The organism is Mycobacterium sp. 852002-51961_SCH5331710 (genome assembly GCF_001665535.1).
Taxonomy (GTDB): domain Bacteria; phylum Actinomycetota; class Actinomycetes; order Mycobacteriales; family Mycobacteriaceae; genus Mycobacterium.
This window is the reverse complement of record NZ_LZSQ01000123.1, coordinates 178,844-203,038: the sequence shown is the minus strand read 5'-3', so window position 1 is coordinate 203,038 and position 24,195 is coordinate 178,844. Positions and strand designations below refer to the sequence as shown.

Annotated in this window: 28 protein-coding genes; 10 read left to right on the top strand and 18 right to left on the bottom strand. The window is 68.0% G+C overall.

Annotated features, from left to right (window positions below):
• Positions 1 to 2: 2 nt before the first annotated feature.
• Both A5752_RS23975 and mmsB read left to right on the top strand, forming a co-directional pair.
• Entirely contained in the window at positions 3 to 1,169 is a 1,167-nt protein-coding gene (locus tag A5752_RS23975) for an acyl-CoA dehydrogenase family protein (RefSeq protein WP_067091129.1), read from the top strand.
• Positions 1,170 to 1,187: 18 nt separating this feature from the next.
• On the top strand, positions 1,188 to 2,063 hold the full coding sequence (mmsB, locus tag A5752_RS23970) for a 3-hydroxyisobutyrate dehydrogenase (protein WP_067091126.1): 876 nt from the start codon (positions 1,188 to 1,190) through the stop codon (positions 2,061 to 2,063).
• On the opposite strand, the gene A5752_RS23965 is transcribed toward mmsB, so the two are convergent.
• Positions 2,064 to 2,750, bottom strand: a complete 687-nt coding sequence (locus A5752_RS23965; RefSeq protein WP_067091124.1) for a nitroreductase family protein — start codon at positions 2,748 to 2,750, stop codon at positions 2,064 to 2,066.
• A gap of 128 nt (positions 2,751 to 2,878) precedes the next feature.
• Positions 2,879 to 3,679, bottom strand: coding sequence for an HAD hydrolase-like protein (locus A5752_RS23960; RefSeq protein ID WP_067091121.1), 801 nt, complete (start codon positions 3,677 to 3,679; stop codon positions 2,879 to 2,881).
• 125 nt (positions 3,680 to 3,804) lie between these two features.
• On the opposite strand from A5752_RS23960, the gene A5752_RS23955 reads away from it, so the two are divergent.
• Positions 3,805 to 4,467, top strand: a complete 663-nt coding sequence (locus A5752_RS23955; RefSeq protein WP_067091118.1) for a response regulator — start codon at positions 3,805 to 3,807, stop codon at positions 4,465 to 4,467.
• A complete protein-coding gene (locus A5752_RS23950; RefSeq protein ID WP_067091116.1) occupies positions 4,464 to 5,702 on the top strand; it encodes a GAF domain-containing sensor histidine kinase in 1,239 nt (412 codons plus the stop codon). The genes A5752_RS23955 and A5752_RS23950 overlap by 4 nt, the downstream gene beginning before the upstream one ends.
• 6 nt (positions 5,703 to 5,708) lie before the next feature.
• Here A5752_RS23950 and A5752_RS23945 read toward each other — a convergent pair whose 3' ends face one another.
• Positions 5,709 to 6,185: a MarR family winged helix-turn-helix transcriptional regulator gene (locus tag A5752_RS23945; protein ID WP_067091113.1), complete on the bottom strand. Its 477-nt coding sequence runs from the start codon at positions 6,183 to 6,185 to the stop codon at positions 5,709 to 5,711.
• Between the two features lie 88 nt (positions 6,186 to 6,273).
• Here A5752_RS23945 and A5752_RS23940 point away from each other — a divergent pair, with 88 nt between their 5' ends.
• The gene (locus A5752_RS23940) at positions 6,274 to 7,227 is read left to right on the top strand and encodes an NmrA/HSCARG family protein (RefSeq protein WP_231983495.1); all 954 of its coding nucleotides are present in this window, start codon (positions 6,274 to 6,276) and stop codon (positions 7,225 to 7,227) included.
• Positions 7,228 to 7,240: 13 nt separating this feature from the next.
• Here the strand turns inward: A5752_RS23940 and A5752_RS23935 are convergent, their stop codons facing one another.
• The 10 genes from A5752_RS23935 to secY form a co-directional block, all read right to left on the bottom strand.
• Positions 7,241 to 7,762: a MarR family winged helix-turn-helix transcriptional regulator gene (locus A5752_RS23935; protein WP_067091108.1), complete on the bottom strand. Its 522-nt coding sequence runs from the start codon at positions 7,760 to 7,762 to the stop codon at positions 7,241 to 7,243.
• A gap of 39 nt (positions 7,763 to 7,801) precedes the next feature.
• On the bottom strand, positions 7,802 to 8,836 hold the full coding sequence (locus A5752_RS23930) for a pyridoxal phosphate-dependent aminotransferase (RefSeq protein ID WP_067091513.1): 1,035 nt from the start codon (positions 8,834 to 8,836) through the stop codon (positions 7,802 to 7,804).
• Entirely contained in the window at positions 8,836 to 9,846 is a 1,011-nt protein-coding gene (locus A5752_RS23925; RefSeq protein ID WP_067091105.1) for a 3-oxoacyl-ACP synthase III family protein, read from the bottom strand. The genes A5752_RS23930 and A5752_RS23925 overlap by 1 nt, the downstream gene beginning before the upstream one ends.
• Before the next feature lie 4 nt (positions 9,847 to 9,850).
• A complete protein-coding gene (locus A5752_RS23920; protein ID WP_067091104.1) occupies positions 9,851 to 10,516 on the bottom strand; it encodes a hypothetical protein in 666 nt (221 codons plus the stop codon).
• Positions 10,497 to 12,203, bottom strand: a complete 1,707-nt coding sequence (locus A5752_RS23915) for a thiamine pyrophosphate-binding protein (RefSeq protein ID WP_067091102.1) — start codon at positions 12,201 to 12,203, stop codon at positions 10,497 to 10,499. Before A5752_RS23915 ends, A5752_RS23920 begins: the two co-directional genes overlap by 20 nt.
• Before the next feature lie 70 nt (positions 12,204 to 12,273).
• On the bottom strand, positions 12,274 to 12,999 hold the full coding sequence (locus A5752_RS23910; RefSeq protein ID WP_067091099.1) for an anti-sigma factor family protein: 726 nt from the start codon (positions 12,997 to 12,999) through the stop codon (positions 12,274 to 12,276).
• The gene (locus A5752_RS23905; protein WP_067091095.1) at positions 12,996 to 13,511 is read right to left on the bottom strand and encodes a sigma-70 family RNA polymerase sigma factor; all 516 of its coding nucleotides are present in this window, start codon (positions 13,509 to 13,511) and stop codon (positions 12,996 to 12,998) included. The genes A5752_RS23910 and A5752_RS23905 overlap by 4 nt, the downstream gene beginning before the upstream one ends.
• A 64-nt stretch (positions 13,512 to 13,575) precedes the next feature.
• Complete coding sequence (gene map / locus A5752_RS23900) at positions 13,576 to 14,370, bottom strand: type I methionyl aminopeptidase (RefSeq protein ID WP_067091092.1); 795 nt, start codon at positions 14,368 to 14,370, stop codon at positions 13,576 to 13,578.
• Positions 14,371 to 14,376: 6 nt separating this feature from the next.
• Complete coding sequence (locus A5752_RS23895; RefSeq protein WP_067091090.1) at positions 14,377 to 14,925, bottom strand: adenylate kinase; 549 nt, start codon at positions 14,923 to 14,925, stop codon at positions 14,377 to 14,379.
• Positions 14,922 to 16,262, bottom strand: coding sequence for a preprotein translocase subunit SecY (gene secY / locus A5752_RS23890; protein WP_067091087.1), 1,341 nt, complete (start codon positions 16,260 to 16,262; stop codon positions 14,922 to 14,924). Before secY ends, A5752_RS23895 begins: the two co-directional genes overlap by 4 nt.
• Before the next feature lie 265 nt (positions 16,263 to 16,527).
• On the opposite strand from secY, the gene A5752_RS23885 reads away from it, so the two are divergent.
• From A5752_RS23885 to A5752_RS23875, 3 genes are read left to right on the top strand one after another with little or no spacing between them, the layout of a single operon-like run.
• A complete protein-coding gene (locus A5752_RS23885) occupies positions 16,528 to 17,487 on the top strand; it encodes a class I SAM-dependent methyltransferase (protein ID WP_067091085.1) in 960 nt (319 codons plus the stop codon).
• Positions 17,484 to 18,386, top strand: coding sequence for a class I SAM-dependent methyltransferase (locus A5752_RS23880; protein ID WP_067091082.1), 903 nt, complete (start codon positions 17,484 to 17,486; stop codon positions 18,384 to 18,386). The genes A5752_RS23885 and A5752_RS23880 overlap by 4 nt, the downstream gene beginning before the upstream one ends.
• Before the next feature lie 9 nt (positions 18,387 to 18,395).
• Positions 18,396 to 19,295 carry a class I SAM-dependent methyltransferase gene (locus A5752_RS23875; protein WP_067091079.1) on the top strand — a complete coding sequence of 300 codons (900 nt, stop codon included), beginning with the start codon at positions 18,396 to 18,398 and terminating at the stop codon, positions 19,293 to 19,295.
• A gap of 1 nt (position 19,296) precedes the next feature.
• Here A5752_RS23875 and sppA read toward each other — a convergent pair whose 3' ends face one another.
• Positions 19,297 to 21,090 carry a signal peptide peptidase SppA gene (gene sppA / locus A5752_RS23870; RefSeq protein ID WP_067091077.1) on the bottom strand — a complete coding sequence of 598 codons (1,794 nt, stop codon included), beginning with the start codon at positions 21,088 to 21,090 and terminating at the stop codon, positions 19,297 to 19,299.
• Positions 21,091 to 21,142: 52 nt separating this feature from the next.
• Between sppA and A5752_RS23865 the strand changes: the two genes are divergently transcribed.
• Both A5752_RS23865 and A5752_RS23860 read left to right on the top strand, forming a co-directional pair.
• Entirely contained in the window at positions 21,143 to 22,069 is a 927-nt protein-coding gene (locus A5752_RS23865) for an LLM class flavin-dependent oxidoreductase (RefSeq protein WP_067091510.1), read from the top strand.
• Between the two features lie 75 nt (positions 22,070 to 22,144).
• On the top strand, positions 22,145 to 22,429 hold the full coding sequence (locus tag A5752_RS23860) for a hypothetical protein (RefSeq protein ID WP_067091074.1): 285 nt from the start codon (positions 22,145 to 22,147) through the stop codon (positions 22,427 to 22,429).
• A 1-nt stretch (position 22,430) separates the two neighbouring features.
• On the opposite strand, the gene A5752_RS23855 is transcribed toward A5752_RS23860, so the two are convergent.
• The 4 genes from A5752_RS23855 to rpsE all read right to left on the bottom strand — a co-directional run bounded on the left by A5752_RS23855 (position 22,431) and on the right by rpsE (position 24,191).
• On the bottom strand, positions 22,431 to 22,685 hold the full coding sequence (locus A5752_RS23855; RefSeq protein ID WP_353612410.1) for a DUF732 domain-containing protein: 255 nt from the start codon (positions 22,683 to 22,685) through the stop codon (positions 22,431 to 22,433).
• A 217-nt stretch (positions 22,686 to 22,902) separates the two neighbouring features.
• Positions 22,903 to 23,346, bottom strand: coding sequence for a 50S ribosomal protein L15 (gene rplO, locus A5752_RS23850; RefSeq protein ID WP_067091072.1), 444 nt, complete (start codon positions 23,344 to 23,346; stop codon positions 22,903 to 22,905).
• Positions 23,343 to 23,531, bottom strand: a complete 189-nt coding sequence (rpmD, locus tag A5752_RS23845) for a 50S ribosomal protein L30 (RefSeq protein ID WP_067091069.1) — start codon at positions 23,529 to 23,531, stop codon at positions 23,343 to 23,345. The genes rplO and rpmD overlap by 4 nt, the downstream gene beginning before the upstream one ends.
• 3 nt (positions 23,532 to 23,534) lie before the next feature.
• Positions 23,535 to 24,191 carry a 30S ribosomal protein S5 gene (gene rpsE / locus A5752_RS23840; protein WP_090279624.1) on the bottom strand — a complete coding sequence of 219 codons (657 nt, stop codon included), beginning with the start codon at positions 24,189 to 24,191 and terminating at the stop codon, positions 23,535 to 23,537.
• Positions 24,192 to 24,195: the final 4 nt, after the last annotated feature.

Sequence of the window (24,195 nt, the reverse complement as noted above, 5' to 3'; positions counted from 1 at the left end):
GCATGCACTATTTCGGGCTCGACGACGACGAGCGGGTGATCGCCGAGACGGCGGCCGCGTTCGCCGAGAAGCGGCTCGCGCCGTTCGCGTTGGAGTGGGACAAGACGCACCACTTCCCCACCGACGTGCTGCGTGAGGCCGCCGAGCTGGGCATGGCCGCGGTGTACTGCAACGAGGATGTCGGCGGCAGCGGATTGCGCCGGCTGGACGGCGTGCGGATCTTCGAGCAACTCGCGACGGCGGATCCAACGGTGGCGGCGTTCTTGTCCATTCACAACATGTGCACGTGGATGGTCGACACCTACGGCACCCCCGAACAGCGCAAGAGCCTGGTGCCGCGGTTGGCGTCGATGGAGCTGATCGCCAGCTACTGCCTGACCGAACCCGGCGCGGGCTCCGATGCGAGCGCGTTGCGCACCAAGGCTGTTCGTGAGGGCGACTACTATGTCCTCGACGGGGTCAAGCAGTTCATCTCCGGCGCCGGAGCCTCCGACCTGTACGTGGTGATGGCACGCACCGGCGGCGACGGCCCGCGCGGCATCTCGACGTTCATCGTCGAAAAGGACACGCCCGGGCTGACTTTCGGGGCCGACGAGGAGAAGATGGGCTGGCACGCCCAGCCCACCGCCCAGGTGATCTTCGAGGGGGTCCGGGTCCCGGCCGACGCGATGCTCGGCGGCGTCGACGGTGACGGCACCGGCTTCGGCATCGCGATGAACGGGCTCAACGGCGGCCGGATCAACATCGCCGCCTGTTCGCTCGGTGGCGCCCAGGCCGCCTACGACAAGGCCGTCGCCTACGTCCGCGACCGCGAGGCGTTCGGCGGCGCGCTGCTCGACGAGCCCACCATCCGGTTCACCCTCGCCGATATGGCCACCGCATTGGAAGCCTCGCGAAACCTGTTGTGGCGCGCGGCCACCGCGCTGGACGAGAACCATCCGGACAAGGTCGAGCTGTGCGCGATGGCCAAGCTCCACGTCACCGAGTCCTGCTTCACCGTCGCCGATCAGGCGCTGCAGTTGCACGGCGGCTACGGCTACCTCAACGAGTACGGCCTGGAGAAGATCGTCCGCGATCTGCGGGTGCACCGGATCCTCGAGGGGACCAACGAAATCATGCGCGTGGTCATCGGGCGGTCACAGGCCGCCAAGGTGCGGGCGTCCACATAACGCTGAAAGGGCTTGTGAATGACGACGATCGCGTTCCTGGGGCTGGGCAACATGGGTGGTCCGATGGCGGCCAACCTGGTCGCGGCCGGTCACACCGTCCGCGGGTTCGATCCCGTGCCCGCGCTGAAATCGGCAGCGGCCGAGCGGGGCGTGTCGGTGATCGACAGCGGCGCTGAGGCGGTCACCGACGCCGAGGTCGTGATCACCTCGCTGCCCAACGGCGACATCGTGAAAGCGTGCTACGCCGAGGTGCTACCCGCCGCCAAGACCGACGCGCTGTTCATCGACACCTCGACGATCTCGGTCGACGATGCGCGGTCCATCCACCAGCAGGCGCTCGAGCGTGGCTTCGCACAACTCGACGCCCCGGTGTCCGGCGGGGTGAAGGGCGCGACCGCGGGCATGCTGGCGTTCATGGTCGGCGGTGAGGATTCCGCCGTCGAGCGGGCCAGGCCCGTGCTGGAGCCTCTGGCGGGCAAGGTCATTCACTGCGGCCCGTCGGGCACCGGCCAGGCGGCCAAGCTGTGCAACAACATGGTGCTCGCGGTGGAGCAGATCGCGATCGGTGAGGCCTTCGTGCTGGCCGAGAAGCTCGGCCTGTCGGCGCAGTCCCTGTTCGACGTGATCACCGGCGCCACCGGCAACTGCTGGTCGGTGCACACCAATTGCCCTGTCCCGGGACCGGTTCCGACGTCACCGGCCAACAACGATTTCAAGCCCGGCTTCGCCACCGCATTGATGAACAAGGACCTCGGGCTGGCCATGGCGGCGGTCGAGTCGACGGGTTCGAACGCGCCACTGGGCAGCCACGCCGCCGAGATCTACAAGAAGTTCGCCGCCGACCATGCGGACAAGGACTTCAGCGCGGTGATCGAGCTGCTGCGCGGCAACTGATCACCGGTCGGCCCAGGCGCGCTCGCCGTACCGGTCGAGGTGCGTGACCTGCCCAACCGGCCTGCGGGTGGTGGGCCCGTACCGTCCACGCGGCCAGCCCATCGGCACGACGCACACCGGCGTCACCGTCAGGGGCAGCCCCAGGGTGCGCCGAGCGGAGGTGACGCTCCACAGCGGCAGGGTGATCAGCGACGCGCCGAGCCCCATCGCCCGCGCGGCGAGCAGCAGGTTCTGCACGCTGGGATAGATCGATCCGAAGAACGACGACTCGCCCACAAATGGTGACGGCATGTACGGCAACCGCATACCGCCGCGCAGACACGGCACGACCAGGACCGGGATCTCGCTGAAGTGGTCCACCTGCCATTGCACGGCCCGCAGGATCTTCTGCATCGATTCGTCGCCTGCGGCGAGGCGCCGGCCGATACCGCCGTATAGCGACCACGCCTGCCGATACCGCTTGCCGAGCTGATCCTTGACGGCCTGGTCCTTGACCACGATGAATTCCCAGTTCTGGCCGTTCGATCCGGTAGGCGCTCGGAGCGCCAACTCGATGCACTTCAGCACGACCGCGTCGTCGACGGGGTCGGGCAGCACGCGGCGCACGGCACGTTGGGTCATCATCGCCTCGACCAGCGGCATGTCGAGGCGGGCGAGGGCTTCTTCGGTGGTGGGGATCTCGGCCATGAGTCGAAACTACTCAGCACTACTCAGCGTTGAGTGTTGGCACCGAATGCTCGGCGACCTTCCCGTAGCCCTCGTCGACTCACCGCCGACCGCGCCGAACGGAGCGGTCGTTCCGGTGAATGCTTCGGCTAGGCGGCCGTCTGCTTGCGGCCGCGCGACCAGTTGGCGTGCAGGCGCTGGCAATCGGCGAACCGCAGAGGGTCGGCGCCGGCGAAGTCCGGCCGCACCGCGACCGCAGCCGGGATCTCGGGCGTGCCCTCCCCCGTGATCACCAGGGTCGGCATTCCGGCGGTGTTCGCCGCCCGCAGTCCCGACGCCGAGCCGGTGATCGCGAACGCCTCGTCGGCGGACAGGCCGAGCTCCCACAGCGCGTGTCGGTGGGCCTCCGCATCGGGCATCGGTTTGACGACGTCCTCGGCGGCGACCACGACCTCGACGAGGCCTTCACCGACCAGCTGGCGCACCAGCGGTTCGGCCCAGCCGCGCTGGCCGTTCACCACGACGGCCACCTGCGCACCGCCGCCGACGGCGTCCATCACGAAGTCGACGAGGCCGGCGCGCGGGGCCAGGTCCCGCTCGAGAATCAGCTCGTCGAACAGCATGGACTTGGTGTTGTAGATCTCGTCAGCCAGCAGCTTGGTCAGCACATCGGCCTCGGTGGCCACGCAGCGCTTGCGCAGTTCGGCCGCGACCCGTTGCCGCTCGTCGGTGAGCGCGAGCAGTTGCCGGTAGCGCGGCACCGACCACTGGAAATCCAGTCCATGCGCCTCGAAGGCGGCGTTGTAGGCGACCCGGTGGCCGTCGATCTCGATGTCGGTCAACGCGTCGAGGTCGAACACCAGACCGCACGCCGCACTGCGCGAACCGGGAGGCGCACAGTCCCACCAGAACCGGCCCGCCCGCCACGTCGTCTCCTGCGTTGTCGGCATAGGTAAAGAGTGGCCGCCATCACACGCCTGGGCCTCCCCCAATTGGGGGATCCTCGGTGCGGATTCCTCCCGCCACGCGCCGACAACCTGCTTCACCTGGGAAATGACGCCTCTAAGGTGGGGGGATGCCGAGCAGCCCACCGGTGCGTCTTGTGCTGGTCGACGACCACGAGATGGTCATCGAGGGCCTCAAGGCCATGCTGGCGGCGTTCTCCGACCGGGTGCAGGTCGTCGGGCAGGCCGTAGGTGCCGAACGCGCGGTCGCGGTGATCGACGATCTCGACCCCGACATCGTCCTGTGCGACGTGCGGATGCAGGGGGCGAGCGGGCTGGACCTGTGCGCCGAACTGCGCCACCGCAACGCCGGACGCAAGATCGTCATGCTCTCGGTCTACGACGACGAGCAGTACCTGTTCCAGGCCCTCCGGGTGGGGGCGTCCGGTTATCTGCTCAAGAGCATCAGCAGCGATGAGTTGGTCCGTCAGCTGGAGTTCGTGCACCGCGGCGAAACCGCCATCGATCCGGGCATGGCGGCCAGGGCCGTCGACACCGCGGCTCGGCTGCAACGCGACGAGTTCTGGCCGGGCGCGCGCCAGGGCCTGACCCAGCGCGAGAGCGAGATCCTCTCGCTCGTCGTCAACGGGCTGTCGAACCGGGCTATCGCCGCCAAGCTCGTGATCGGCGACGAGACAGTGAAGACGCACCTCAGCTCGATCTACCGCAAGCTGGGCGTCAACGACCGCACTGGCGCCGTCGCGACCGCTCTTCGCGAAGGAATCTTCAAGTGACCACGACACCGGGCTCGTCGGACGCGGTGCACGATCTCAGCCAGTACGCGCTGGCCGCCGACCGCGAGCTGGCGCTGCTGCGCGAGCTGATCCAGGCGGCATCGAAAGGGCCGGGTGTCGAACCGCTGGCCGCCGCGGCCGCGCGGATGATCACCGCGGCGACGGCCAGCGATGTGTGCTTCGTCCACGTGCTCGACGACAGCGACCGCTCACTCACGCTGGCGGGCGCCACCCCGCCCTTCGACGCCGAGATCGGCAAGATCAGACTGCCGCTGGGACAAGGCATCTCCGGCTGGGTGGCGAGTCACCGCGAACCCGTGGTGATCACGCAGGACAAGGAGTCCGACCCGCGCTACATGCCGTTCCAGTCGCTGCGGGGTTCGGATTTCACGTCGATGGTGTCGGTGCCGATGGAGACCGATCCGGGCGGCCTGGTCGGCGTGCTCAACGTGCACACCGTCGAGCGCCGCGAGTTCACCGACCGTGACGTCGAACTGCTGGTGGTGATCGGCAGGCTCATCGCGGGCGCCATGCACCAGGCCCGGCTGCACCGGCAGCTGGTGGCCCGCGAGCGCGCGCACGAGAACTTCGTCGAGCAGGTGATCGAGGCTCAGGAGCTCGAAAGGCGCCGTCTCGCAGGCGATATCCACGACGGCATCTCACAACGGCTGGTGACGCTGTCCTACCGGCTGGACGCCGCGACCCGGTCCGACGACCCCGCGATCGTCGCCGAACAACTCGGCAAGGCGCGCGAACTCGTCGACCTGACGCTTCAGGAGGCGCGGGCGGCGATCAGCGGGCTGCGCCCGCCGGTCCTCGACGACCTCGGACTGGCCGGCGGTCTGGCCAGCCTCGCCCGGTCGATACCGCAGATCGGTATCGACGTCGACCTCGCCGAGCGCCGGCTGCCCGACCACATCGAGCTCGCCCTGTACCGGATCGCCCAGGAGTGCCTGCAGAACGTGGTCAAACACGCCAAGGCGACATCGGCGCGCCTGATGTTCACCGTCGATTCCGGTGACAACGGCGATGTCGCGCGGCTCGAGATCGTCGACGACGGAATCGGTTTCGACACTTTCGAGCATCCGCTGGGTGGCGACGACATGGGCGGCTACGGCCTGCTGTCGATGGCCGAGCGCGCCGAGATCGTCGGCGGCCGGCTCAATATCCGGTCGCGCCCGGGCGCGGGCACCGCGGTGACGGCGACCATCCCGCTGCCGTCGGTGCCGGACTAGGGCCGATCACTCCAAAGTGCAGTCCTTGGCCCGATGCTCCTCGATCGCGGCGATCACGTCTTCGGACATCTCGCGAATCGCCGCCAGCCGTTTCGGGCCGAGCACGTCGATGAACAACTCCCGCACCCGCGCGGCATTTGCGGGTGCCGACGCCTTGATCGCGTCACGCCCGGCCTCGGTCAGCACGATGTCCGGATAGCGAGCACCCGAGTCTTCGCGGCGGATCATCCCGCGCTTCTCCATCCGGCGCAGGTGATGCGACAACCGGGTCTTCTCCCAATGCGTGGCCCTGCCCAGTTCATACGCCCGCATCCGACCCTTCGGCGCTTCGGATAGGTTGACCAGGATCTCGAAATCGGAGTCCGACAACCCGAAATCCCGCTGCAGGTGGGCCACCAGGTGACGCTCCAGCCCGTGGCGCATCGCGACGAACGCACGCCAGGCGTCCAGTTCTTCCTGCGACAGCCGCCCTTTACCAGCCATGTTTCCGATCCTACCCAATTGGGTTGACATATCAACCCGCTACGCTACTCTGGATTGGGTTGACGTATCAACCTAAAAGGAGATGACCATGTCGCAGCAAGTGATCACCGTGGTGGGGGCCACCGGCAAGCAGGGCGGAGGGCTGGCCCGAGCGATCCTCGCCGATCCGGACCGGCAGTTCCGGGCGCGCGCGATAACGCGCAACCCGCAGTCGCCGCAGGCCAAACAGCTGGCCGACGCTGGCGCGGAAGTGGTCGAGGCCGACCTCTACGACACCGCCAGCCTGGAGCGCGCGTTCGACGGCGCCTCGGCGGCGTTCGTCGTCACCAACTACTGGGCGGACCGGACGGCGCAGGAGGAGGCCGCACGCAGCCGCGCGGAATCCGAACTACGCCAAGCTGAAACGGCCGCCCGCGCGGCGAAGTCCGCCGGCGTGGCACACGTCGTCTGGTCGACGCTCGAGGACACCCGTGACCACTTCGGTGACGACGACCGGGTGCCGACGGTCGAGGGACGGTACAAGGTGCCGCACTTCGACGCCAAGGCCGAGGCGGACGGCTTGTTCACTGAACTCGGTGTGCCGACGACGTTCCTGCGCACCGCCGGGTTCTACGAGGGGTTCACCGCGGACCTGCAACCGGTGCGCGCCGACAGCGGCGAACTCGTGCTCACGCTGCCCATGGCGGACCGGCCGATGGCCGCGATCGCCGTGCAGGACATCGGCCGGACCGCGCTGGGCATCTTCAAGCGCGGGGCGGAATTCATCGGCGAGACGGTGAGCATCGCGGGTGACCAGTTGACCGGCGAGCAGTTCGCCGCGGAACTTTCGGCGCTGCACGGCGAACCGGTGCTCTATCGTCCCCAGTCCTGGGACGCATTGCGCGCGCTGGGCTTTCCCGGTGCAGTAGAGATAGCCAACATGTTCCAGTACTACGCCGAGGATTCCGAGCGGTTCATCGCGGTGCGCGATCTAAACTTCGTGCGGACGCTCAACCCCGATCTGCAGTCGTTCCGCGACTGGGTGGCGCGCCAGAAAGCGTGAGCACCGACCGAACCTAGAAGTCCCCGGAGTTGCGGCGCAGAGTCTGGATCGAGTCGGCCAGCGCCCGCGACTCGGCGGCCGACATACCGATGTCGGCGAAGACCTCGTTGTTCAACGTCACCGTGGCGTCCTCGACCGTCGAGCGGCCGAGGTCGGTGATCTGCACTAGCGTGGTCCGGCCGTCGGTCGGATGGGGAATCCGCTCGACCAGACCGTCGGCCTCGAGCCGTCGGATCGCGTGCGTGACGCTGGTGACGTGGACCTGCAGCCGGTCGGACGCCTTGGTGATCGGCAGTGCGCCGTTACGGGTGAACGCCAGCAACCTCAGCAGCTCGAAGCGCGAGAAGCTCAGGTCGTAGGGGCGAAGTGCGCTTTCGACGCGGGCCAGCAGGATCTGGTGGGCCCGCATCACCGACGTCACCGCCACCATGCCGTCGGCGACATCCCCCCAACCCGAGCGCTCCCAATTGGCGCGGGCCAGCGCGATCGGGTCACGGTCGTCCTGCGGCGGCGGTCGTGACGGTTCAGGGGCCACGCCCCTTCATACCGCATCGCTCGACGTGGTCCGCAGATTTCAGCGCAGCGCCTCAGCCACCGCCGCAACCACGGCGCGCGTCGACCGGCGATCGCCCACGGTGATGCGCACACCGCCGTCGGCGTACTGCCGGACACGCACCCCCGTTGACGCGAATGCCGGTCCCCAATCTCGGCCGCGGTCCGGTACGTACACGAAGTTGGCGTTGCTCTCGGTGCTGTACACGCCCATCGACCGCAACCGCATGCGCAGGTAGCGACGCTCGCTGGTGATCATCCGGATGCGTTGGTACAGCTCGGCTTCCGCGTCGAAGGACGCCGCCACCGCGACGAACGCCGTGATCGCCACGCCGAACGGCAACTGCATGGTCCACAGCCGTCGGGCGAGCCGAGGTGCGCAGAAGCCGTAACCGATACGCAGTCCGGCCAACCCGTACGCCTTCGAGAACGTCCGTAGCACCACGACATTGGGGTAGCGCGTCACCAGATCCACGGCGTCGATCCGGCATTCCGGCGCCAAGAACTCGGCGTAAGCCTCGTCGAGGAGCACCACGGTATCCGGCGACACCCTCCGCAGGAACCGCTCGAGGTCGGCGGCGGGTTCGACGGTTCCCGTCGGATTGTGCGGGCGGCACACCACCACGACGCCGGCATCGGTTGCGGCCGACGCCATCGCGTCGAGATCGTGGTGACCGTGCGCGTCCAGCGGAACGGTGACGGATCGGAGACGCGCCATCTGCGCGAAGATCGGATATCCGTCGAACGTCGGCGAGGCCACCACCATGGTGTCGCCTGGGCTCGTCACCGCATGCAGCACCTGCATGATCACACCGGTCGCACCGGCCCCGATGACGACCTGCTCGTCGCACAGACCCATCCGATCGGCGATCAACGAACGCAGCCGCTCGGGTAGGTACTCCGGATACCGGTTGGCCGCCTCGATCGAGGCCGTCAACGCTGATCGCACGGAGGGCAGCGGCGGAAACGGATTCTCGTTGAGCGACAACGCCGTCGGGTCCAGGGCGGTGGGTAGCGCGCCGACGGCCTGCGCACCGCTGTGCCTTGGGGCCGCCATCAGCCGCGGCCGCCCCACCGCACAGCGGCCGCGCCTGCGAAGTCACCGGCATGAGCGAACGCGGCCATCAGGACAACGTCACCCGACTTGAGCGTGCCAGTGCCGATCGCGCGATCCAGATTGATCGGAATGCCCGCGCCGAACAGGTTGCCGCACTCGTCGAACGTGTCGACGTGACGGTCGGCGGGAAGTTCGAGCGCTTCACGCCAGTTGCGCAGAAACACCCGGTTCGGCTGATTGGTGACGAGCACGTCGAGGTCGGGTGGCTTGATTCCGATGCGGTCGCACACGGCGTACGACACCTCGGGAACCTGCCGGTTGCCCCGCGCCAGCACCTTGGTGATCTTGCCCTCGGTGAAGCCGATGTAGCCCTCGCCTGGGCCGGGCTGCCACCATTTTCGCGGCGGATCGGAGGTGACCGTCATATCGCCGGCGAACTCTCCGTACGTACGGCATTCGACATCGAGTATCGGCGACTGCTCGGACAATGCGACGAGGCCGACGGCCGCACCGTCGCCGGGCACCGCCGCCTGCGCCTTGCGCCGGACCCCCGGCTGGTCGAAAGCCTGCCCGGCGGCGTTCTGCGCGACGGCGATCAGCGCCGTGCGGCCGGCGCCGGACGACAACAGCTGCCGCGCCACCTGAAGGCCGAGCACGAACGCCGCGCAGCCGCCGTTGTGCAGATCGAGCACCCACGACGGTTTCATGCCCAGCCGGTGCGCCATGGCGCCGCCGCCTCCGTAGAACGGCACATCGGGCATCTGCGTGTGGGTGATCAACACGTCCGCGCCCGCGACCGCATCCTGGCCGTGACGTTCGATCAGGCCCGCGGCCGCACGCTCGACCATGTCCACGGCGGTCTCGTCGGGGGCTACGTGGTGGCGGAATCGCGGTGCGCGGAACATCAGGTTGTCCCGCAGGTCGTCGGATTCGGCGAACTGCGCATAGTATTCGGCGCCGATCGGTTCGCCGGGCAGGTACGTCGAGACGTCGAGAAGGCTGACGGTCATCGGTTCACCTCATCCAATCGGGTGTCACGGGAAGGCCGTTGCGGTGCCGATACTCGGCGATGGCCTTGAGATTGCGCAACTCGAGCAGATGGCCGGCCCCGAACATGTCCCAGAAGTCACCGACCCAGACCGGCCGCTCGGGCGGGGCCGTTTCCGGGTAGGGGTTTCGGTCGTAGAACGGGTGATGACAGTTCGTCCACAGCACGACCGATCCCGGCTTGTCGAGGACGACTCGTGCGTCGACGACGCGCATCAGGTAGATCATCCACAGATGCCTGCCCTGATCCCACGCGCAGTGGTAGTCCACCGTCATGGCGGCTTCGTTCGCCACCGTGCGGGTGAAAATCTGTGTCTGCGAACCCAACCGGTCGTAGGCCGCCCACAGTCCCGGTTCTTCGGTGGGCGCGAAGCCGCGCAGGCTGTACGTCCATTCCTCGAGACACCGGGTATCGGACAGGTACGCGAACAGCTCGTCGGGCGGACAGTCGACGTAGTCGTTGACGGTGCAGTACTCGCCGTAGACGTAGTCGTGCGGATAGACCGAACGCATCATCTCCATGATGATCGGCGTCGCCTTCTCACGCGGCGACGTTTCGACGCGTATCAGGCCGTCCAGCGGGTCGGCGGTGCCCCGGTGGGCCGTGATGTCGTCAAGGGCGGGTAGCGACATGGCTTGAAATCTCCTCTGCGGCGGGCGGTTTGGTGGTGGCCTGGTCGAGAAACGCGGCGAACGGCGGAACCTCGTCGGCGGAACATTCGATGCTGACGACGGCGGGGCCGTCGGCCTGCAGCGCTGCGCCGAGCGCGCCGGGAAGCGACGCGATGTCATCGACATCGGCGCTCGGGAGTCCCGGGAACATCGCAGAGAGCCCCGCCCCCAGCCGACTCGGCCCGAACCGGTTGTAGCTGTAGCGATCTGAGTAGAAGCGCTGCTCGCGGGTGACGCACATCGCGTGCGCATGGTTGTCGAACAGGCAGAACGTCACGGGTAGGTGGTACTCGCGTGCGGTGTGGATCTCCATGCCGTGCATGAGGAAGCTGCCGTCGCCGGCGATCACCAGCGTGCGCCTGCCCCTGCCGAACGCCATTCCGATCGCGGCGCCGAAGCTGTATCCCATTCCGCCCATGCCGAGCGCGACGACGAAGCGACCGTCACGGCGCGCCGCCAGGTGATGGATCGCCGCCGCCCCGATGTTGCCTGCGTCGACGACGATGTCCACGCCGTCGGGCAGCGCCGCATCGAGCGCGATCATCGCGTCGCGGTACCGGATCCCCGGCCCGCGGTGCGTCGGCGGCCGCAGCTCGGACGGCGTCACCGTCTCGGGCACCCGCACGTGGGTAGGGCGGCCCGCACCCGACAGCGCTTCGGTGAGCGTCGTCAGCGAGCCGCGAAGATCCTCGGTGTGCACATGGGTGCACGCGAAATACGGTGGCGCGGCACCGATCGAGTACACGGGCACCGAGGCCAGTGCGTCGTCGAGACCGGCGCGGGCCGTCACCGCCATCCTGGTGCCCACCACCAGGCACACCGCGCTGCCGGCGAGTGCGGCGGCGATGTGCGGACGCCCCATCACACCGGTCACGCCGAGCGCCGACGACGAACCCATTCCCGGCGTGCCCGCCACATCCTTCGCATCGGGCACGGTCGCGACCCGGGCGCGCAGAACCGCGCGCAGCGCCTCCAGCTCTGCGCGCGCATCGTCTCGCGCGACCTGTTCACCCGCGATGATCGTGACCGGCCCCGTGGCCCGGCGCAGCGCCCGCGCGATCACCCGCGGGTCGCCCGAGCGCACCTCCGCCTGCTCACCGACCACCACGCCACCGTTGGCCGGCACCTCGCCTTGCTGAATGTCCTTGGGCAGCAGCAGGACCGACGGTCCACGCTGGGTCCGCGCGGCCTCGATCGCGGCGGGCAGCGCGGCGACGATGTCGGCGGGCGCAGTCACCCGACGGCAGTGCACGGACACCGCCGAGAACAGCGCGTGTGCGTCGAGTGCCGCGTTGCGCCCACTGGTGTCCTGAAACGCGCCGCGACCGTCGAGCGGGGTCGGCGACTGCCCGATCAGGGCCAGCACGGGAACTCGGCTCGCGAAGGCCTCGCCCAGCGCGGGAACGGTGTTCAGCGCGCCGCCACCCGACGTCGCGGCCACCACGCCGATGCCGCAGCCACTACGGCTGTAGCCGTCGGCCATGGTGGCGGCGGAGAACTCGTGTTTGGCGAGCACGGCGTCGATGCCGGAACGGAAGAACGCCGCATCGTAGAGATCCTCGATGTTGGCGCCGTCGACACCGAAGATATGGCGCACTCCGATCGCCGCGAGGTACTCGACGATGTGGTCGACGACCCGATGGCCCATTGCTCACCTGCTTTCGGACTTCACGAGTGACACGGTGCGCGGGCCGGTGGAGTTCATCTGTTCAGCGAATTCACAGCGAACGCTCGAGAAGCACTTTGCCGGAGTCGGGTGAAACCAGTTGCACGGCAGCGATTTCGTCCATCTGCATCGGCGTGGTGGCGCTCGGCAACGCGGTCGCACCGGAGAGCCCCAGCCATGTCGCCACCTGGCTGCGGCTGCCGTCATGGCCGACGACCACCATCCCCAGGTTCTGCGGCGGAGCATCGCGGCGGCCCCAATCGCCGTACGTGCACGCCATGTCGATCCGGGTGCCCCAGCCGTACCCCGTCATCGAGATGGTCGCGTTGATCGGCGTCTCGGACACCTTGGTCATCTCCAGTTGCTGACCCGAGGCCGTGGGCGGTGTGCCGGTCTGCAGCCCGAATGCCTCCGGACGGACCGCGATCACGATCCCGATCGCCAGCACCGCGGCGGCCAGACCGACGGCGGCCGAGGCCAGCCACCGCGAGCGCCTGCGCCGCGCGCGCACCGTGTCGAGCAGCCCGGTCAGCAGTTCGGCGGGCGGTTCGGCCCGCGCCGGGTCGAGGCCGTCGAACTCGGCGGGTTCGACCGTGCTCAGCAAGGCGGGGATGCCACTGAGTTCGGCCACGGCGGCCGCGCAGCGCTCACATGCGTCCAAATGCGCCTCGTACTCGCCGCGCTCCCCCTCGGTGAGCGATCCCAGAACGTAGGCGGCGTCCCATGTCGCGTACCGATCGTCGTCCGTCCGGCCCAGGGCCGGTTCGAATGCCGTCACGGTGTCACCCCCATCTCCTCCAGCCGGAGCTTGAGCGCACGCACCCCGTAGTGGAGCCGCGACTTCACGGTTCCTTCCGCGATGTGCAGATCGGCCGCGATCTGCGCCGTGCTCCAGCCGTGGTAATACGCGCGACTGATGACTGCGCGATGCTCCTCGGACAGTTCACCGATGGCTTCGCCGAGCATCATTCGGTTCAACGCAGCCTCCACCTCGTCAGGCCCGGGCCGGTCCGCGGTCGTTTCCATATCGGCGGTGCCCGACTCGCTGCGGAACCGGGCGCTGCGCGCTTCGTCGATGATGAGGTTGCGGGCCACCGTGAACAGCCACGCCCGCGCCGATCTCGAGGCGTCGGCCGTCACCTCGGGGTGCCGCCACGCCCGCAGTAGCGTTTCCTGCACGACGTCCTCCGCCCGGGCCGTATCGCCCGTCAGCCGCACCGCATAGCGCCATATCGCGGCGGCGTGCTCCGCGTAGAGCACCCGCATCACGGTCGCTTCCGGGTCGTCCAATATCAACCTCCGCTGTAGACACGAGGTTGGCGGTCGTCCGGTTCAGTATTCGCGCTTGTCAGCGCTAACGGGTGAGGATGCGCGGACCGTCTTCGGTGACGGCCACCGTGTGCTCCCAGTGCGCTGCGCGCGAGCCGTCCGCGGTGATGACGGTCCACTCGTCGTCGAGGACCACCGTCTTGGTGGTGCCGAGCGTGAGCATCGGCTCGATGGCCAACACCGAGCCGACCGCCAAATACGGCCCGCGGCCCGGGGCACCCTCATTGGGCAGGAACGGGTCCATGTGCATCTCGCGTCCGATGCCGTGGCCGCCGTAGCCGTCCACGATGCCGAACGCGCGGCCGTACCGTTTCTCGGCGGCGCGCGTCGCGGTCTCGATGGCGTGCGAGACGTCGGTCAGCCGGTTGCCGGGCACCATCGCCGCGGCACCGGCCTCCATGGCCTCCTTGGTCGCCTGCGACAACGCTTCGTCGACCGGGATCAGCGTCCCGACCCCGAACGTGATCGCCGAATCCCCATGCCAGCCGTCGACGATCGCCCCGCAGTCGATGGACACCAGGTCCCCGGGCGCGAGGGTTTCGTCCGAGGACGGAATGCCGTGCACCACACGGTCATTGACCGAGGAGCAGATGCTGGCCGGATATCCGTGGTATCCGAGGAAGGACGGCACGCCGCCGCCGTCGCGGATCACCGACTCGGCGATCTCGTCGAGCGCCAGCGTCGATACCCCGGGAGCCGCGGCGTCACGCATCGCCGCCAGCGCGGAGGCCACCAGGGCTCCGGCGACCTTCATCGCGTCGAGTTCACCGGGGGTGCGCTGCGGAACGACCTTGCGGCCGCGCAGGCCCATCAGGCCCATACCGGACTACTTACCGAGCGCCTGCAGCGCCCGCGCGAACACCTCGTCCAGGCCGCCGACCGCGTCGACCTGCTGCAGGTTGTTGCCGCTGTAGTACTCCAACAGCGGATAGGTCTCGTCACGGTAGACCTGCATGCGGTTGCGGATCACGTCTTCGGTGTCGTCTTCGCGGCCGCGGGACTTGAGCCGCTTGAACAGCTCGTCCTCGGAAACCTTGAACTCCAGCACCGCGTCGAGCTTGGTGTTGTGGCGTTTCAGCATCTCGTCGAGGGCCTTGGCCTGTTCCACCGAGCGCGGGTAGCCGTCGAGGATGAATCCGTCGGCGGCGTCGGCCTGTTCGATGCGGTCCTCGACGAGCTTGTTGGTCAGCTCCGAGGGCACCAGATCGCCGGCGTCGAGGTACCTCTTGGCCTCCACGCCCAGCGGTGTGCCGTCGCCGATGTTCTTGCGGAAGAGGTCACCGGTCGAGATCTGCGGGATCCCGAGCTTCTCGGAGAGCTTCTGTGCCTGTGTGCCCTTGCCGGCGCCGGGCGGTCCGAGCAGAACGACTCTCACTTCAGGAACCCTTCGTAATTACGCTGCATCAGCTGGCTCTCGATCTGTTTCACGGTATCCAAGCCGACGCCGACCAGGATCAGAACGCCCACACCACCGAACGGCAGGTTCTGCACCGGCCCGCTGCTCCCGACGGAGAGGAACAGGTTGGGTAGGACCGCGATCAGACCCAGGTAGATCGAACCTGGCAGGGTGATCCGGCTCAGCACGTAGCGCAGGTAGTCTGCGGTCGGCTTGCCTGGCCGGATGCCGGGGATGAAGCCGCCGAACTTCTTCATCTCGTCGGCCCGCTCATCGGGGTTGAACGTGATGGACACGTAGAAGTAGGTGAAGAACACGATCAGCCCGAAGTAGATCGCGATGTAGGCCGGGCTGCTCGGGTCGGTCAGGTAGCTCGCGACGAAGGTGCTCCACCAGCTGTTGCTGTTCGGGTTGGAGCTCCCACTCTGGATGAGCTGCGTGATGAGCTGCGGGATGTATATCAGCGACGAGGCGAAGATCACCGGGATGACGCCGGCCTGGTTGACCTTCAACGGTAGATACGTCGACGTGCCGCCGTACATCTTGCGGCCGACCATCCGTTTGGCGTACTGGACGGGGATCCGGCGCTGGCCCTGTTCGACGAACACCACGCCGATGATGATCGCCAACGCGCCCGCGCAGACCAGGGCGAAGACCAGCCCGCCGCGGCTGTCGAGGATGGTCTTGCCCTCGGCCGGAATCGCGGAGGCGATGCTCGCGAAGATGATCAGCGACATGCCGTTGCCGATGCCGCGCTCGGTGACCAGCTCGCCCATCCACATCACCAGCGCCGCGCCCGCGGTCATCACGAGCACCATCACGACGAGCGTGAAGATGTTCAGACCCTCGTGCTGGCCCTGGATGATGTCCAGCGAGCAGCCCTGAAGCAGGCCGCCGTTCGCGGCGAGCGCCACGATGCTGGTGCTCTGCAGGATCGCCAGCGCAACGGCCAGATAGCGCGTGTACTGCGTCATCTTGGCCTGACCGGACTGGCCTTCCTTACGGAGCTGCTCGAACCGCGGAATCACCACGGTCAACAACTGCACGATGATGCTCGCGGTGATGTAGGGCATCACACCGACGGCGAACACCGACAGCTGCAGCAGCGCGCCACCGGAGAACAGGTTGATCAGCGAGTAGATCTGTCCGGACTCACCGCCGGTGACCTCCGCGATGCACTGCTGCACATTCGGGTAGTTCACTCCGGGAGACGGGATCGAGGCACCGACCCGGTAAAGGATCACGATGCCCAGGGTGAACAGGATCTTTCGCCTCAGGTCGACCGTCCTGAGTGAAGAGATGAAAGCCGAAAGCACTCTTCCTCCTGCGCAGCCGGCCTGTTGATCGCGGCGTGCGGATGGGGCTGGATTCGACCAGCGTCTTGGTTAAGTCGTGTGCGGACCCCCGTCAAGCGCGCAGCCTGCAGAGTTACCCGTCAAACAGTCTACGAGAGTAACAGTTGGGACCCCGTTGGCCCGCATCCCGCTGATCGTCCCGCCCTCACAGCGTCTTCTCAGCCCGGGAACATACCGTGGACCCAATCTCGTTATATCCGCTAATTAATAACGTCAGGAGCGATAGATGGCACGTACCGACAACGACACCTGGGACCTCGCATCGAGCGTCGGCGCCACCGCGACCATGGTCGCGGCCGCGCGGGCGATCGCCAGCACCGGCGACGACCCGCTGATCTCCGACCCCTACGCCGAACCGTTGGTGCGCGCCGTCGGTGTCGACTTCTTCACGCGCCTCGCCAGCGGCGAGCTCAAGCTCGAGGATCTCGACACGGACAATGCGGCGGTCGGTATGGCGCGGATGACCGACAACATGGCGGTGCGCACCAAATTTTTCGACGAGTTCTTTCTCGCCGCCACCGGAGGTGGCGATTCAACGGGAGCGGGCGAGGCGGGCATCCGACAGGCAGTGATCCTGGCGTCGGGTCTCGACGCGCGGGCGTACCGGTTGGCCTGGCCCGCCGGGACGACGGTCTACGAGATCGACCAGCCCGAGGTCATCGCGTTCAAGAGCCAGACGCTGGCCGACTTCGGCGCCGAGCCGACCGCGCAGCGCCGTGCCGTGGCCATCGACCTGCGGTTCGACTGGCCGAAGGCGCTGAATGCCGCCGGCTTCGACCCGGCCCTTCCGACGGCATGGAGCGCCGAGGGACTGCTGGGTTACCTGCCGCCTGAGGCGCAGGACAAGCTGCTCGACACGATCTCCGAGCTGAGCGCACCCGGCAGCCGGCTGGCGGTCGAGAGCGGCCCGTCGAGCACGGATCCCGCGGACCGCGAAAAGGTGCTGGCGCGGATGCAGGAGTCGGCTCAGCGGTGGCGCGAGCACGGGTTCGAACTCGACTTCGCCGATCTGATCTACCTCGGCGACCGCAACGAGGCAGGTGCCTATCTCGAGGAGCGGGGCTGGCGCCTGACGCGGCGGACGGTCGGTGAGCTGCTGGCCGAAAGTGGTCTGCCGCAGCTGCCCGACGATGACGAGGTCAGGTTCGGCGAGCTGCAGTACGTCACGGGGATACTCGAGGGATGAGCCGGACGGATTCGGACAGCTGGGATCTGGCGTCGAGCGTGGGCACCACGGCCACGATGGTCGCGGCCGCCCGCGCGATCGCCAGCCGCGAGGAGGATCCGTTGTTCGACGATCCGTACGCCGCTCCCCTGGTGCGCGCGGTCGGCATCGACTTCTTCACGGGCCTGGTCGACGGCGGCATCGAGGGCAACGACATCGACGGCGCCGGAGCGGACTTCATGGCGAAGATGATCGCGGTGCGCACGCGGTTCTTCGACGACTTCTTCGCAGACGCGACGAGCGCGGGCATCCGGCAGGCGGTGATCCTGGCGTCCGGTCTGGACTCGCGGTCCTACCGGTTGCCGTGGCCACCCGGAACCGTCGTCTACGAAATCGACCAGCCGCAGGTGATCGAGTTCAAGGCTTCGACGATGTCGTCACTGGGGGCCAGGCCGTCGGCCGAGCTGCGCACGGTCGGTGTCGACTTACGTGACGACTGGCCGAAAGCACTGCGGGACAGTGGTTTCGATCCGGCACAGCCCACAGCGTGGAGCGCCGAGGGATTGCTCGTCTACCTGCCGCCCGAGGCGCAGGACCGACTGTTCGACGACATCGGGGGGCTGAGCGCACCGGGCAGCAAGCTGGCCACCGAATATCATCCCGACGCCGCGGCGACGATCGGCGAACGCAGCAAGGCGATCAGCAAGCAGTGGGGCGACAACGGCGCGCACCTCGACATCTCGCACCTGTTCTATGCGGGCGAGCGCCGCCACGTCGGCGAATATCTCACCGAACACGGATGGCACGTCTCAACGAGGAACCGGCCCGAGGTGTTCGCGGGATACGGCCGCACGTTTCCCGACACCGATTTGCTTGCCCCGATGCGGGATTCGCTCGCGATCATCGCAACCCGAAACTGAGGAGCACGGATGGCACGCACCGACAACGACACCTGGGACCTGGCTTCCAGCGTCGGCTCGACCGCGACGATGGTCGCCGCACAACGCGTGTTGAGCCACCGCGAGGGCCTGATCGACGACCCGTACGCCGAGCCTCTGGTGCGCGCGGTCGGGCTGGACTTCTTCGTGCGCGCGCTCGACGGCGAGATATCGCTGGACGCGATCGATGCCCGGTTCAACACGCGGCGGGCCGCCGAGGGCATGAGCGTGCGCACCCGCCATTTCGACCGCATGTTCACCGACGCCGTCGATGCGGGTGTCCGTCAGGCGGTGATCCTGGCCTCCGGGCTCGACGCCCGCGCCTACCGCCTGCCGTGGCCGACGGGCACCACCGTCTTCGAACTCGACCAGCCCGACGTCATCGCCTTCAAGACCAATACGCTGGCGGCGCTGGGGGCCGAGCCGACGGCGGACCGGCGGGCGTTGGCGATCGACCTGCGCGAGGACTGGCCGAAAGCCCTGCTGGACAACGGTTTCGACCCGACCAAGCCGACGGCGTGGAGCGCGGAGGGGCTGCTGATCTACCTGCCGCCCGAGGCCCAGGATCTGCTGTTCGACCGGATCGACGAGCTGAGCGCGCCGGGCAGCCGGCTCGCGACCGAGCACATCCCCGACGTCAGCATGTTCGCCGACGAGCGCTCGCGCGAGATCGCCGAGCGGTTACAGGCATACGGGCAGAACATCGAGATGGGTGAGCTCATCTATCACGGCGAACGCAACGACGTCGTCGAGTATCTCACCGACCGCGGCTGGGACGTCACGACGCAGAAGATGCCAGATGCCTACGCCGCCAACGGTTTCACGTTCGACGAGGACAGCACCATCGGGTTGTTCACCGACATGAGCTACCTGTCGGCGATCAAGCGCTGACTCAGAACCGGTGCTCGCCGAGCCACAACGCGCCCAGCCCGGTGAATGAGCGCTCCGCCTGATCGACCAATTGCATCACCGACCGCCCCAGCATCCCGACCACGGCATCGGGCAGCGACGCCGCGGGCTGTGACGACGGCTTGGGTCGCAGCCGGTCCATCAGCGACGAACCGGGATATGACACGATGCGCGCCTCGGCCTCGGCGTCCATCCCCGCGAGCACCTTGGCCCGCGTGATCGCGGTGCGTAGGCCGCCGAGGTTGTCGACCAAACCGCGGTCGTGTGCGTCCGCGCCGGTCCACACCCGGCCGCGCGCAACGGCGTCGACGTCCTCGACGCTCATCTTGCGGCCCACCGCGACCCGCTCGATGAAATCGGTGTAGAGCAGGTCGGCCTCTGCCTCCACGAGCGCGCGCTGTTCGTCGGTGAACGGTTCGTTGAGCGACCAGGCGTCGGCGTTGCGGTTGGTGCGTACCGTGCCGGAGCCGACGCCGAGGCGGCCCTTGAGTTCGCGGGCGACGAGCTTGCCTGCCAGCACGCCGATCGACCCGGTGATGGTGCCGGGATTGGCGACGATCTCGTCGGCGGCCATCGACACGTAGTAGCCGCCCGACGCGGCGACCGCACCCATCGACGCGACCACCGGCTTGCCCTTGTCGCGGGCCCGTTGTACCTCGCGCCAAATGGTTTCCGATCCGGTGACCGAACCGCCGGGGCTGTCGACCCGCAGCACGATCGCCGAGACGTCGTCGGAAGACGCGGCCTCGCGAAGCGCCGCGGCGATCGTGTCTCCGCCTGCGCTGGAACCACCGATCGGCAGCGGCTGCGTGCCGCCCCGGCCACTGACGATCGCGCCGTGCAGCGTGACGACGGCGATCGTGGCCTTCTTCCGGCCCGGGATCGACGGCGTAAGGCTCTGACGCCCGGCCGTGGCCCGCGCATACCGCGACAAGAACAGCCGCGGCGGTGCGTCGTCGGCGTCCGCATCCGCCCCGGGCGTGAAGTCCGGTGCGCCAACCAGTTCGGCGATGCGGGCGTAGGCCTCGTCGCGGAAACCGACGCGGTCGATCAGCCTGCCCGCCAGGGCGTCGTCACGAAGCAACGGCGCCTTGTCGGCGAGGGCGTCGATCTCCCTGGCCTCGAGGTGGCGCGATTGTGCGACCGCCTCCAGCACATGGGAGTGCAGGCTCTGCATCAACCGCTCATCCGCCTCACGATGGGCGTCGGTATAGCGGTCTTCGGTGAAACGGTTTGCGGCAGACTTGTATTCGCCACGTGCGATGAACTGTGCCTCGACTCCGATCTTGTCGAGCGCGCCCCGAAGGAATATCGCATTCGTCGCGAATCCCACCAGGCCGACGGTTCCGGCCGGCTGCATCCAAACCTCGCGGAACGCCGAGGCCAGGTAGTACGACAGGGTGCCCGGATAGGTTTCGGCCCACGCCAGTGACGGTTTGACGTCGCTGAACGCGGCGATGGCCGACCTCAGTTCCTGCACCGGCCCCGGCGACGCGGCCGGCAGCTGCACGCGCGCGACCAACCCGGCGACCCGATCGTCGTCCGCCGCGCGGTGAATCGCGGCGACGGCCTCACCCAACAACAGCGGCTTGCCCGCCCCGGAGATCAACGCGAGCGGATCGAACCCGCCCGTCTCGTTCGGCACCGACGTCAGATCGAGTTCGAGCACACATCCGTTCGGGACACCGTTGTGGCGGGCCGTGTCGATGCGCCGGGCCAGTGCGCGTACATCGGCCAGACCGGGCAGTCCGGACATGCCGGGGAGGAAGGCGAGCATGGTTCGAGCGTACCGACGCCGCCTCGCGGGCCACCCCGTCTACCGTGGTGCCGTGCGCTTCGACATCTCGCTTCCCCAGCGCGTGGCGGCCGGCTTCGACGCCGAGGGCACTCGCGACTACCTGATCCGGGCCGAGGAACTGGGCTTCACCGGTGGGTGGACGCTGGAGCAGACGATCGGCCCGTCACCACTGCTCGCGCCGCTGGAGATGCTGGCCTGGGCCGCGGGGCAGACCACGCGGCTCCGCCTCGGGGTGGCCGTCCTGGTCACCACCCTGCATGAACCGCTGCAGCTGGCTTCGGCGGTCACGGCCGTCGACCACCTCAGCCACGGCCGGCTCGACCTCGGTGTGGCTCCGGGCGGGGGCACCCGCAAGTTCGCCGCGTTCGGTGTCGAACCCGCCACGTTCGTCCGCGCCTTCACCGAGGGACTCGAGCTGATGAAGTCGGCGTGGTCCGACGACCCGAAGGTGACGTACCGCGGGCGTTTTCGCGACGTCGACGCGTTGCCGGTACAACCGAAGCCCGTGCAGCGGCCACACCCGCCGATCTGGTTCGGGGCCAACGCCCCCCGCGCGATCGCCAGGGCGGTGCGGCACGGCGACGCGTTCCTCGGGGCGGGATCGTCCACGACGGCCGCGTTCACCGAAGCCGTCCAGACCGTCCGCCGCGAGCTCAACGAACAGAACAGGGAGGCAACGGGTTTCACGATCGGCAAGCGCGTGTACCTGATTGTCGACGACGACCCTGCGCGCGCCAGGGAGCGAGTGCTGGCCGGCCTGCACCGCATCTACGGCGGCATGGCGGGCATCGACAACGTACCGGTCTCAGGCACCCCCGCCGATGTCGTTCGAAGGCTGCGCGAGGTCATCGACGCAGGCGCCGAGATGCTATTGCTCAACCCGGTCGGGGAGAACGTCGCCGAGGACCGCGAACAGATGGAACGTCTGGCCGCAGAGGTGATTCCGCACCTGCGGTGACGCCCCGACGCGTTGGAGAGTTTGCTGACGCTTAGGTGATTTAACTTTTCTTGATCTTGGTGGTAGACCGGAATCATGATCGCGAAACTGAGAACCCTCGCACCGCTGCTGATGGCGGGCGTGGCGGCGACGGCGATCGCCGCGGCACCTGTCGCAATCGCCCAGAGCTATCCGGGCACGCCGATCAGTCATTCTGCACAGGGCCCCGATTACGGCGGATGCGCAGCCGACGGAACATGCGGACGCGGCGGCCCGGACGGTGGTGGAGGCTGCACCGCCGACGGGGTCTGCGGACACGGCGGCCCCTGGGGTGGCGGCGGGTGCGTCCCCGGTGTCGGCTGCTTCGAGTGGCGGCAGTAGGTCAGCGGCCCAGATAGCGGGCGTGCTGCGGGCAGTAGACGCCGACGGCCGCGCGCATCAGTCCCGCGGCCTGCCCGCGGCTCATGCCCGCACTGGTGAGGCGGTTCACCACGCCGCGCACGACGGGCACGGGGTTGGCGGTACCGGCCAACCCGGTGGTGAGCATGTCGCAGATTCCGTGACCCAACTCCGGTAGATCGGTCTCGCCGAGCGGGATCTCCAGGGCGGCGACCTGTTCGGCGAACTTCGCGTCCACCGCCGAATTCTCATCCTGGGGCGGTCGCCGTCGCGGTGCCTGCCGACAGTGCGAGACCGGCGGCCACGGCGATGGCGGTGAGCCGGCGGATGGAGGTCATATCTGCTCCTGACGGGTTTGCGCCTACGCACAATATCGTTCGACGACGGGTGGCGTTACGCCCACCCGAACACGAAAGCCCCCGCCGTGACGGCAGGGGCTCCCGGTCGACAGCGGACTACAGCTCGGTCGCCGAACCGCCCGCTGCGGAGATCTTGTCGCGGGCGCTGCCACTGAACTTGTGCGCGGTGACGTTCACCTTGACGGTGAGCTTGCCGTCGCCGAGCACCTTCACCAGCGTGTTCTTGCGCACCGCACCCGCGGCCACCAGCTCGTCCACGCCGACATCGCCGCCCTTCGGGAACAGCTTGTTGATGTCGCCGACGTTGACGACCTCGTACTCGGTGCGGAAGCGGTTACGGAAGCCCTTGAGCTTCGGCAGCCGCATGTGGATCGGCATCTGGCCGCCCTCGAATGTCGCGGGGACGTTCTTGCGGGCCTTGGTGCCCTTGGTGCCGCGACCGGCGGTCTTACCCTTCGAACCCTCACCGCGGCCCACACGGGTCTTGGCGGTCTTCGAACCGGGTGCCGGCTTCAGGTCATGGAGCTTGATGGGTGTCATTTCGTCTCGACCGCCTCTACTTTGACGAGGTGATGCACGGTCTTGATCAGGCCGCGCGTCTGCGCGTTGTCCTCACGGACGACGGACTGGCTGATCTTGCGCAGCCCCAGCGACCGCAGGCTCTCCCGCTGCTTCCAGCGCGCACCGATGGTGCTGCGCACCTGGGTGATCTTCAGCTCTGCCATGATTTACGACCCCTCACGCGCAGCCGACGCGGCGAGCGCCTCGGCCTCACGACGCGCCCGCAGCATGCCCGCGGGCGCCACATCCTCGATCGGCAGGCCACGCCGGGCCGCGACCTCTTCGGGACGCTGCAGCAGCTTCAGCGCGGCAACGGTGGCATGCACCACGTTGATCGCGTTGTCACTGCCCAGCGACTTGGCCAGGATGTCGTGCACGCCGGCACATTCCAGCACCGCGCGAGCGGCACCGCCGGCGATCACACCGGTACCGGGGCTGGCGGGTCGCAGCATCACGACACCGGCGGCGGCTTCGCCCTGCACCGGGTGCGTGATGGTGCCGCCGATCAGCGGGACCCGGAAGAAGTTCTTGCGAGCCTCTTCGACGCCCTTGGCGATGGCGGCCGGAACTTCCTTGGCCTTGCCGTAGCCGACACCGACCATGCCCTTGCCGTCGCCGACGATCACCAGCGCGGTGAAGCTGAACCGGCGACCACCCTTGACGACCTTGGACACGCGGTTGATGGAGACGACGCGCTCGAGGTAGTTGCTCTTGTCACCGCCGTCGCGACCACGACCGCCACGGTCATCGCGACGGCCACGTCCGTCGCGGTCTCGCGAGCCGCGGCCGTCCTGGGGGCCGCCGGCTGTTGCCTGTTCGGCCATCATG

Coding starts and splice junctions, on each gene's coding strand:
- A5752_RS23975 (WP_067091129.1), top strand. CDS start 3: ATGCACTATTTCGGGCTCGACGACGACGAGCGGGTGATCGCCGAGACG.
- mmsB (WP_067091126.1), top strand. CDS start 1,188: ATGACGACGATCGCGTTCCTGGGGCTGGGCAACATGGGTGGTCCGATG.
- A5752_RS23965 (WP_067091124.1), bottom strand. CDS start 2,750: ATGGCCGAGATCCCCACCACCGAAGAAGCCCTCGCCCGCCTCGACATG.
- A5752_RS23960 (WP_067091121.1), bottom strand. CDS start 3,679: ATGCCGACAACGCAGGAGACGACGTGGCGGGCGGGCCGGTTCTGGTGG.
- A5752_RS23955 (WP_067091118.1), top strand. CDS start 3,805: ATGCCGAGCAGCCCACCGGTGCGTCTTGTGCTGGTCGACGACCACGAG.
- A5752_RS23945 (WP_067091113.1), bottom strand. CDS start 6,185: ATGGCTGGTAAAGGGCGGCTGTCGCAGGAAGAACTGGACGCCTGGCGT.
- A5752_RS23940 (WP_231983495.1), top strand. CDS start 6,274: ATGTCGCAGCAAGTGATCACCGTGGTGGGGGCCACCGGCAAGCAGGGC.
- A5752_RS23930 (WP_067091513.1), bottom strand. CDS start 8,836: ATGGCGGCCCCAAGGCACAGCGGTGCGCAGGCCGTCGGCGCGCTACCC.
- A5752_RS23925 (WP_067091105.1), bottom strand. CDS start 9,846: ATGACCGTCAGCCTTCTCGACGTCTCGACGTACCTGCCCGGCGAACCG.
- A5752_RS23920 (WP_067091104.1), bottom strand. CDS start 10,516: ATGTCGCTACCCGCCCTTGACGACATCACGGCCCACCGGGGCACCGCC.
- A5752_RS23915 (WP_067091102.1), bottom strand. CDS start 12,203: ATGGGCCATCGGGTCGTCGACCACATCGTCGAGTACCTCGCGGCGATC.
- map (WP_067091092.1), bottom strand. CDS start 14,370: ATGGGCCTGATGGGCCTGCGCGGCCGCAAGGTCGTTCCGCAGCGCACC.
- A5752_RS23885 (WP_067091085.1), top strand. CDS start 16,528: ATGGCACGTACCGACAACGACACCTGGGACCTCGCATCGAGCGTCGGC.
- A5752_RS23880 (WP_067091082.1), top strand. CDS start 17,484: ATGAGCCGGACGGATTCGGACAGCTGGGATCTGGCGTCGAGCGTGGGC.
- A5752_RS23875 (WP_067091079.1), top strand. CDS start 18,396: ATGGCACGCACCGACAACGACACCTGGGACCTGGCTTCCAGCGTCGGC.
- sppA (WP_067091077.1), bottom strand. CDS start 21,090: ATGCTCGCCTTCCTCCCCGGCATGTCCGGACTGCCCGGTCTGGCCGAT.
- A5752_RS23860 (WP_067091074.1), top strand. CDS start 22,145: ATGATCGCGAAACTGAGAACCCTCGCACCGCTGCTGATGGCGGGCGTG.
- rplO (WP_067091072.1), bottom strand. CDS start 23,346: ATGACACCCATCAAGCTCCATGACCTGAAGCCGGCACCCGGTTCGAAG.
- rpmD (WP_067091069.1), bottom strand. CDS start 23,531: ATGGCAGAGCTGAAGATCACCCAGGTGCGCAGCACCATCGGTGCGCGC.
- rpsE (WP_090279624.1), bottom strand. CDS start 24,191: ATGGCCGAACAGGCAACAGCCGGCGGCCCCCAGGACGGCCGCGGCTCG.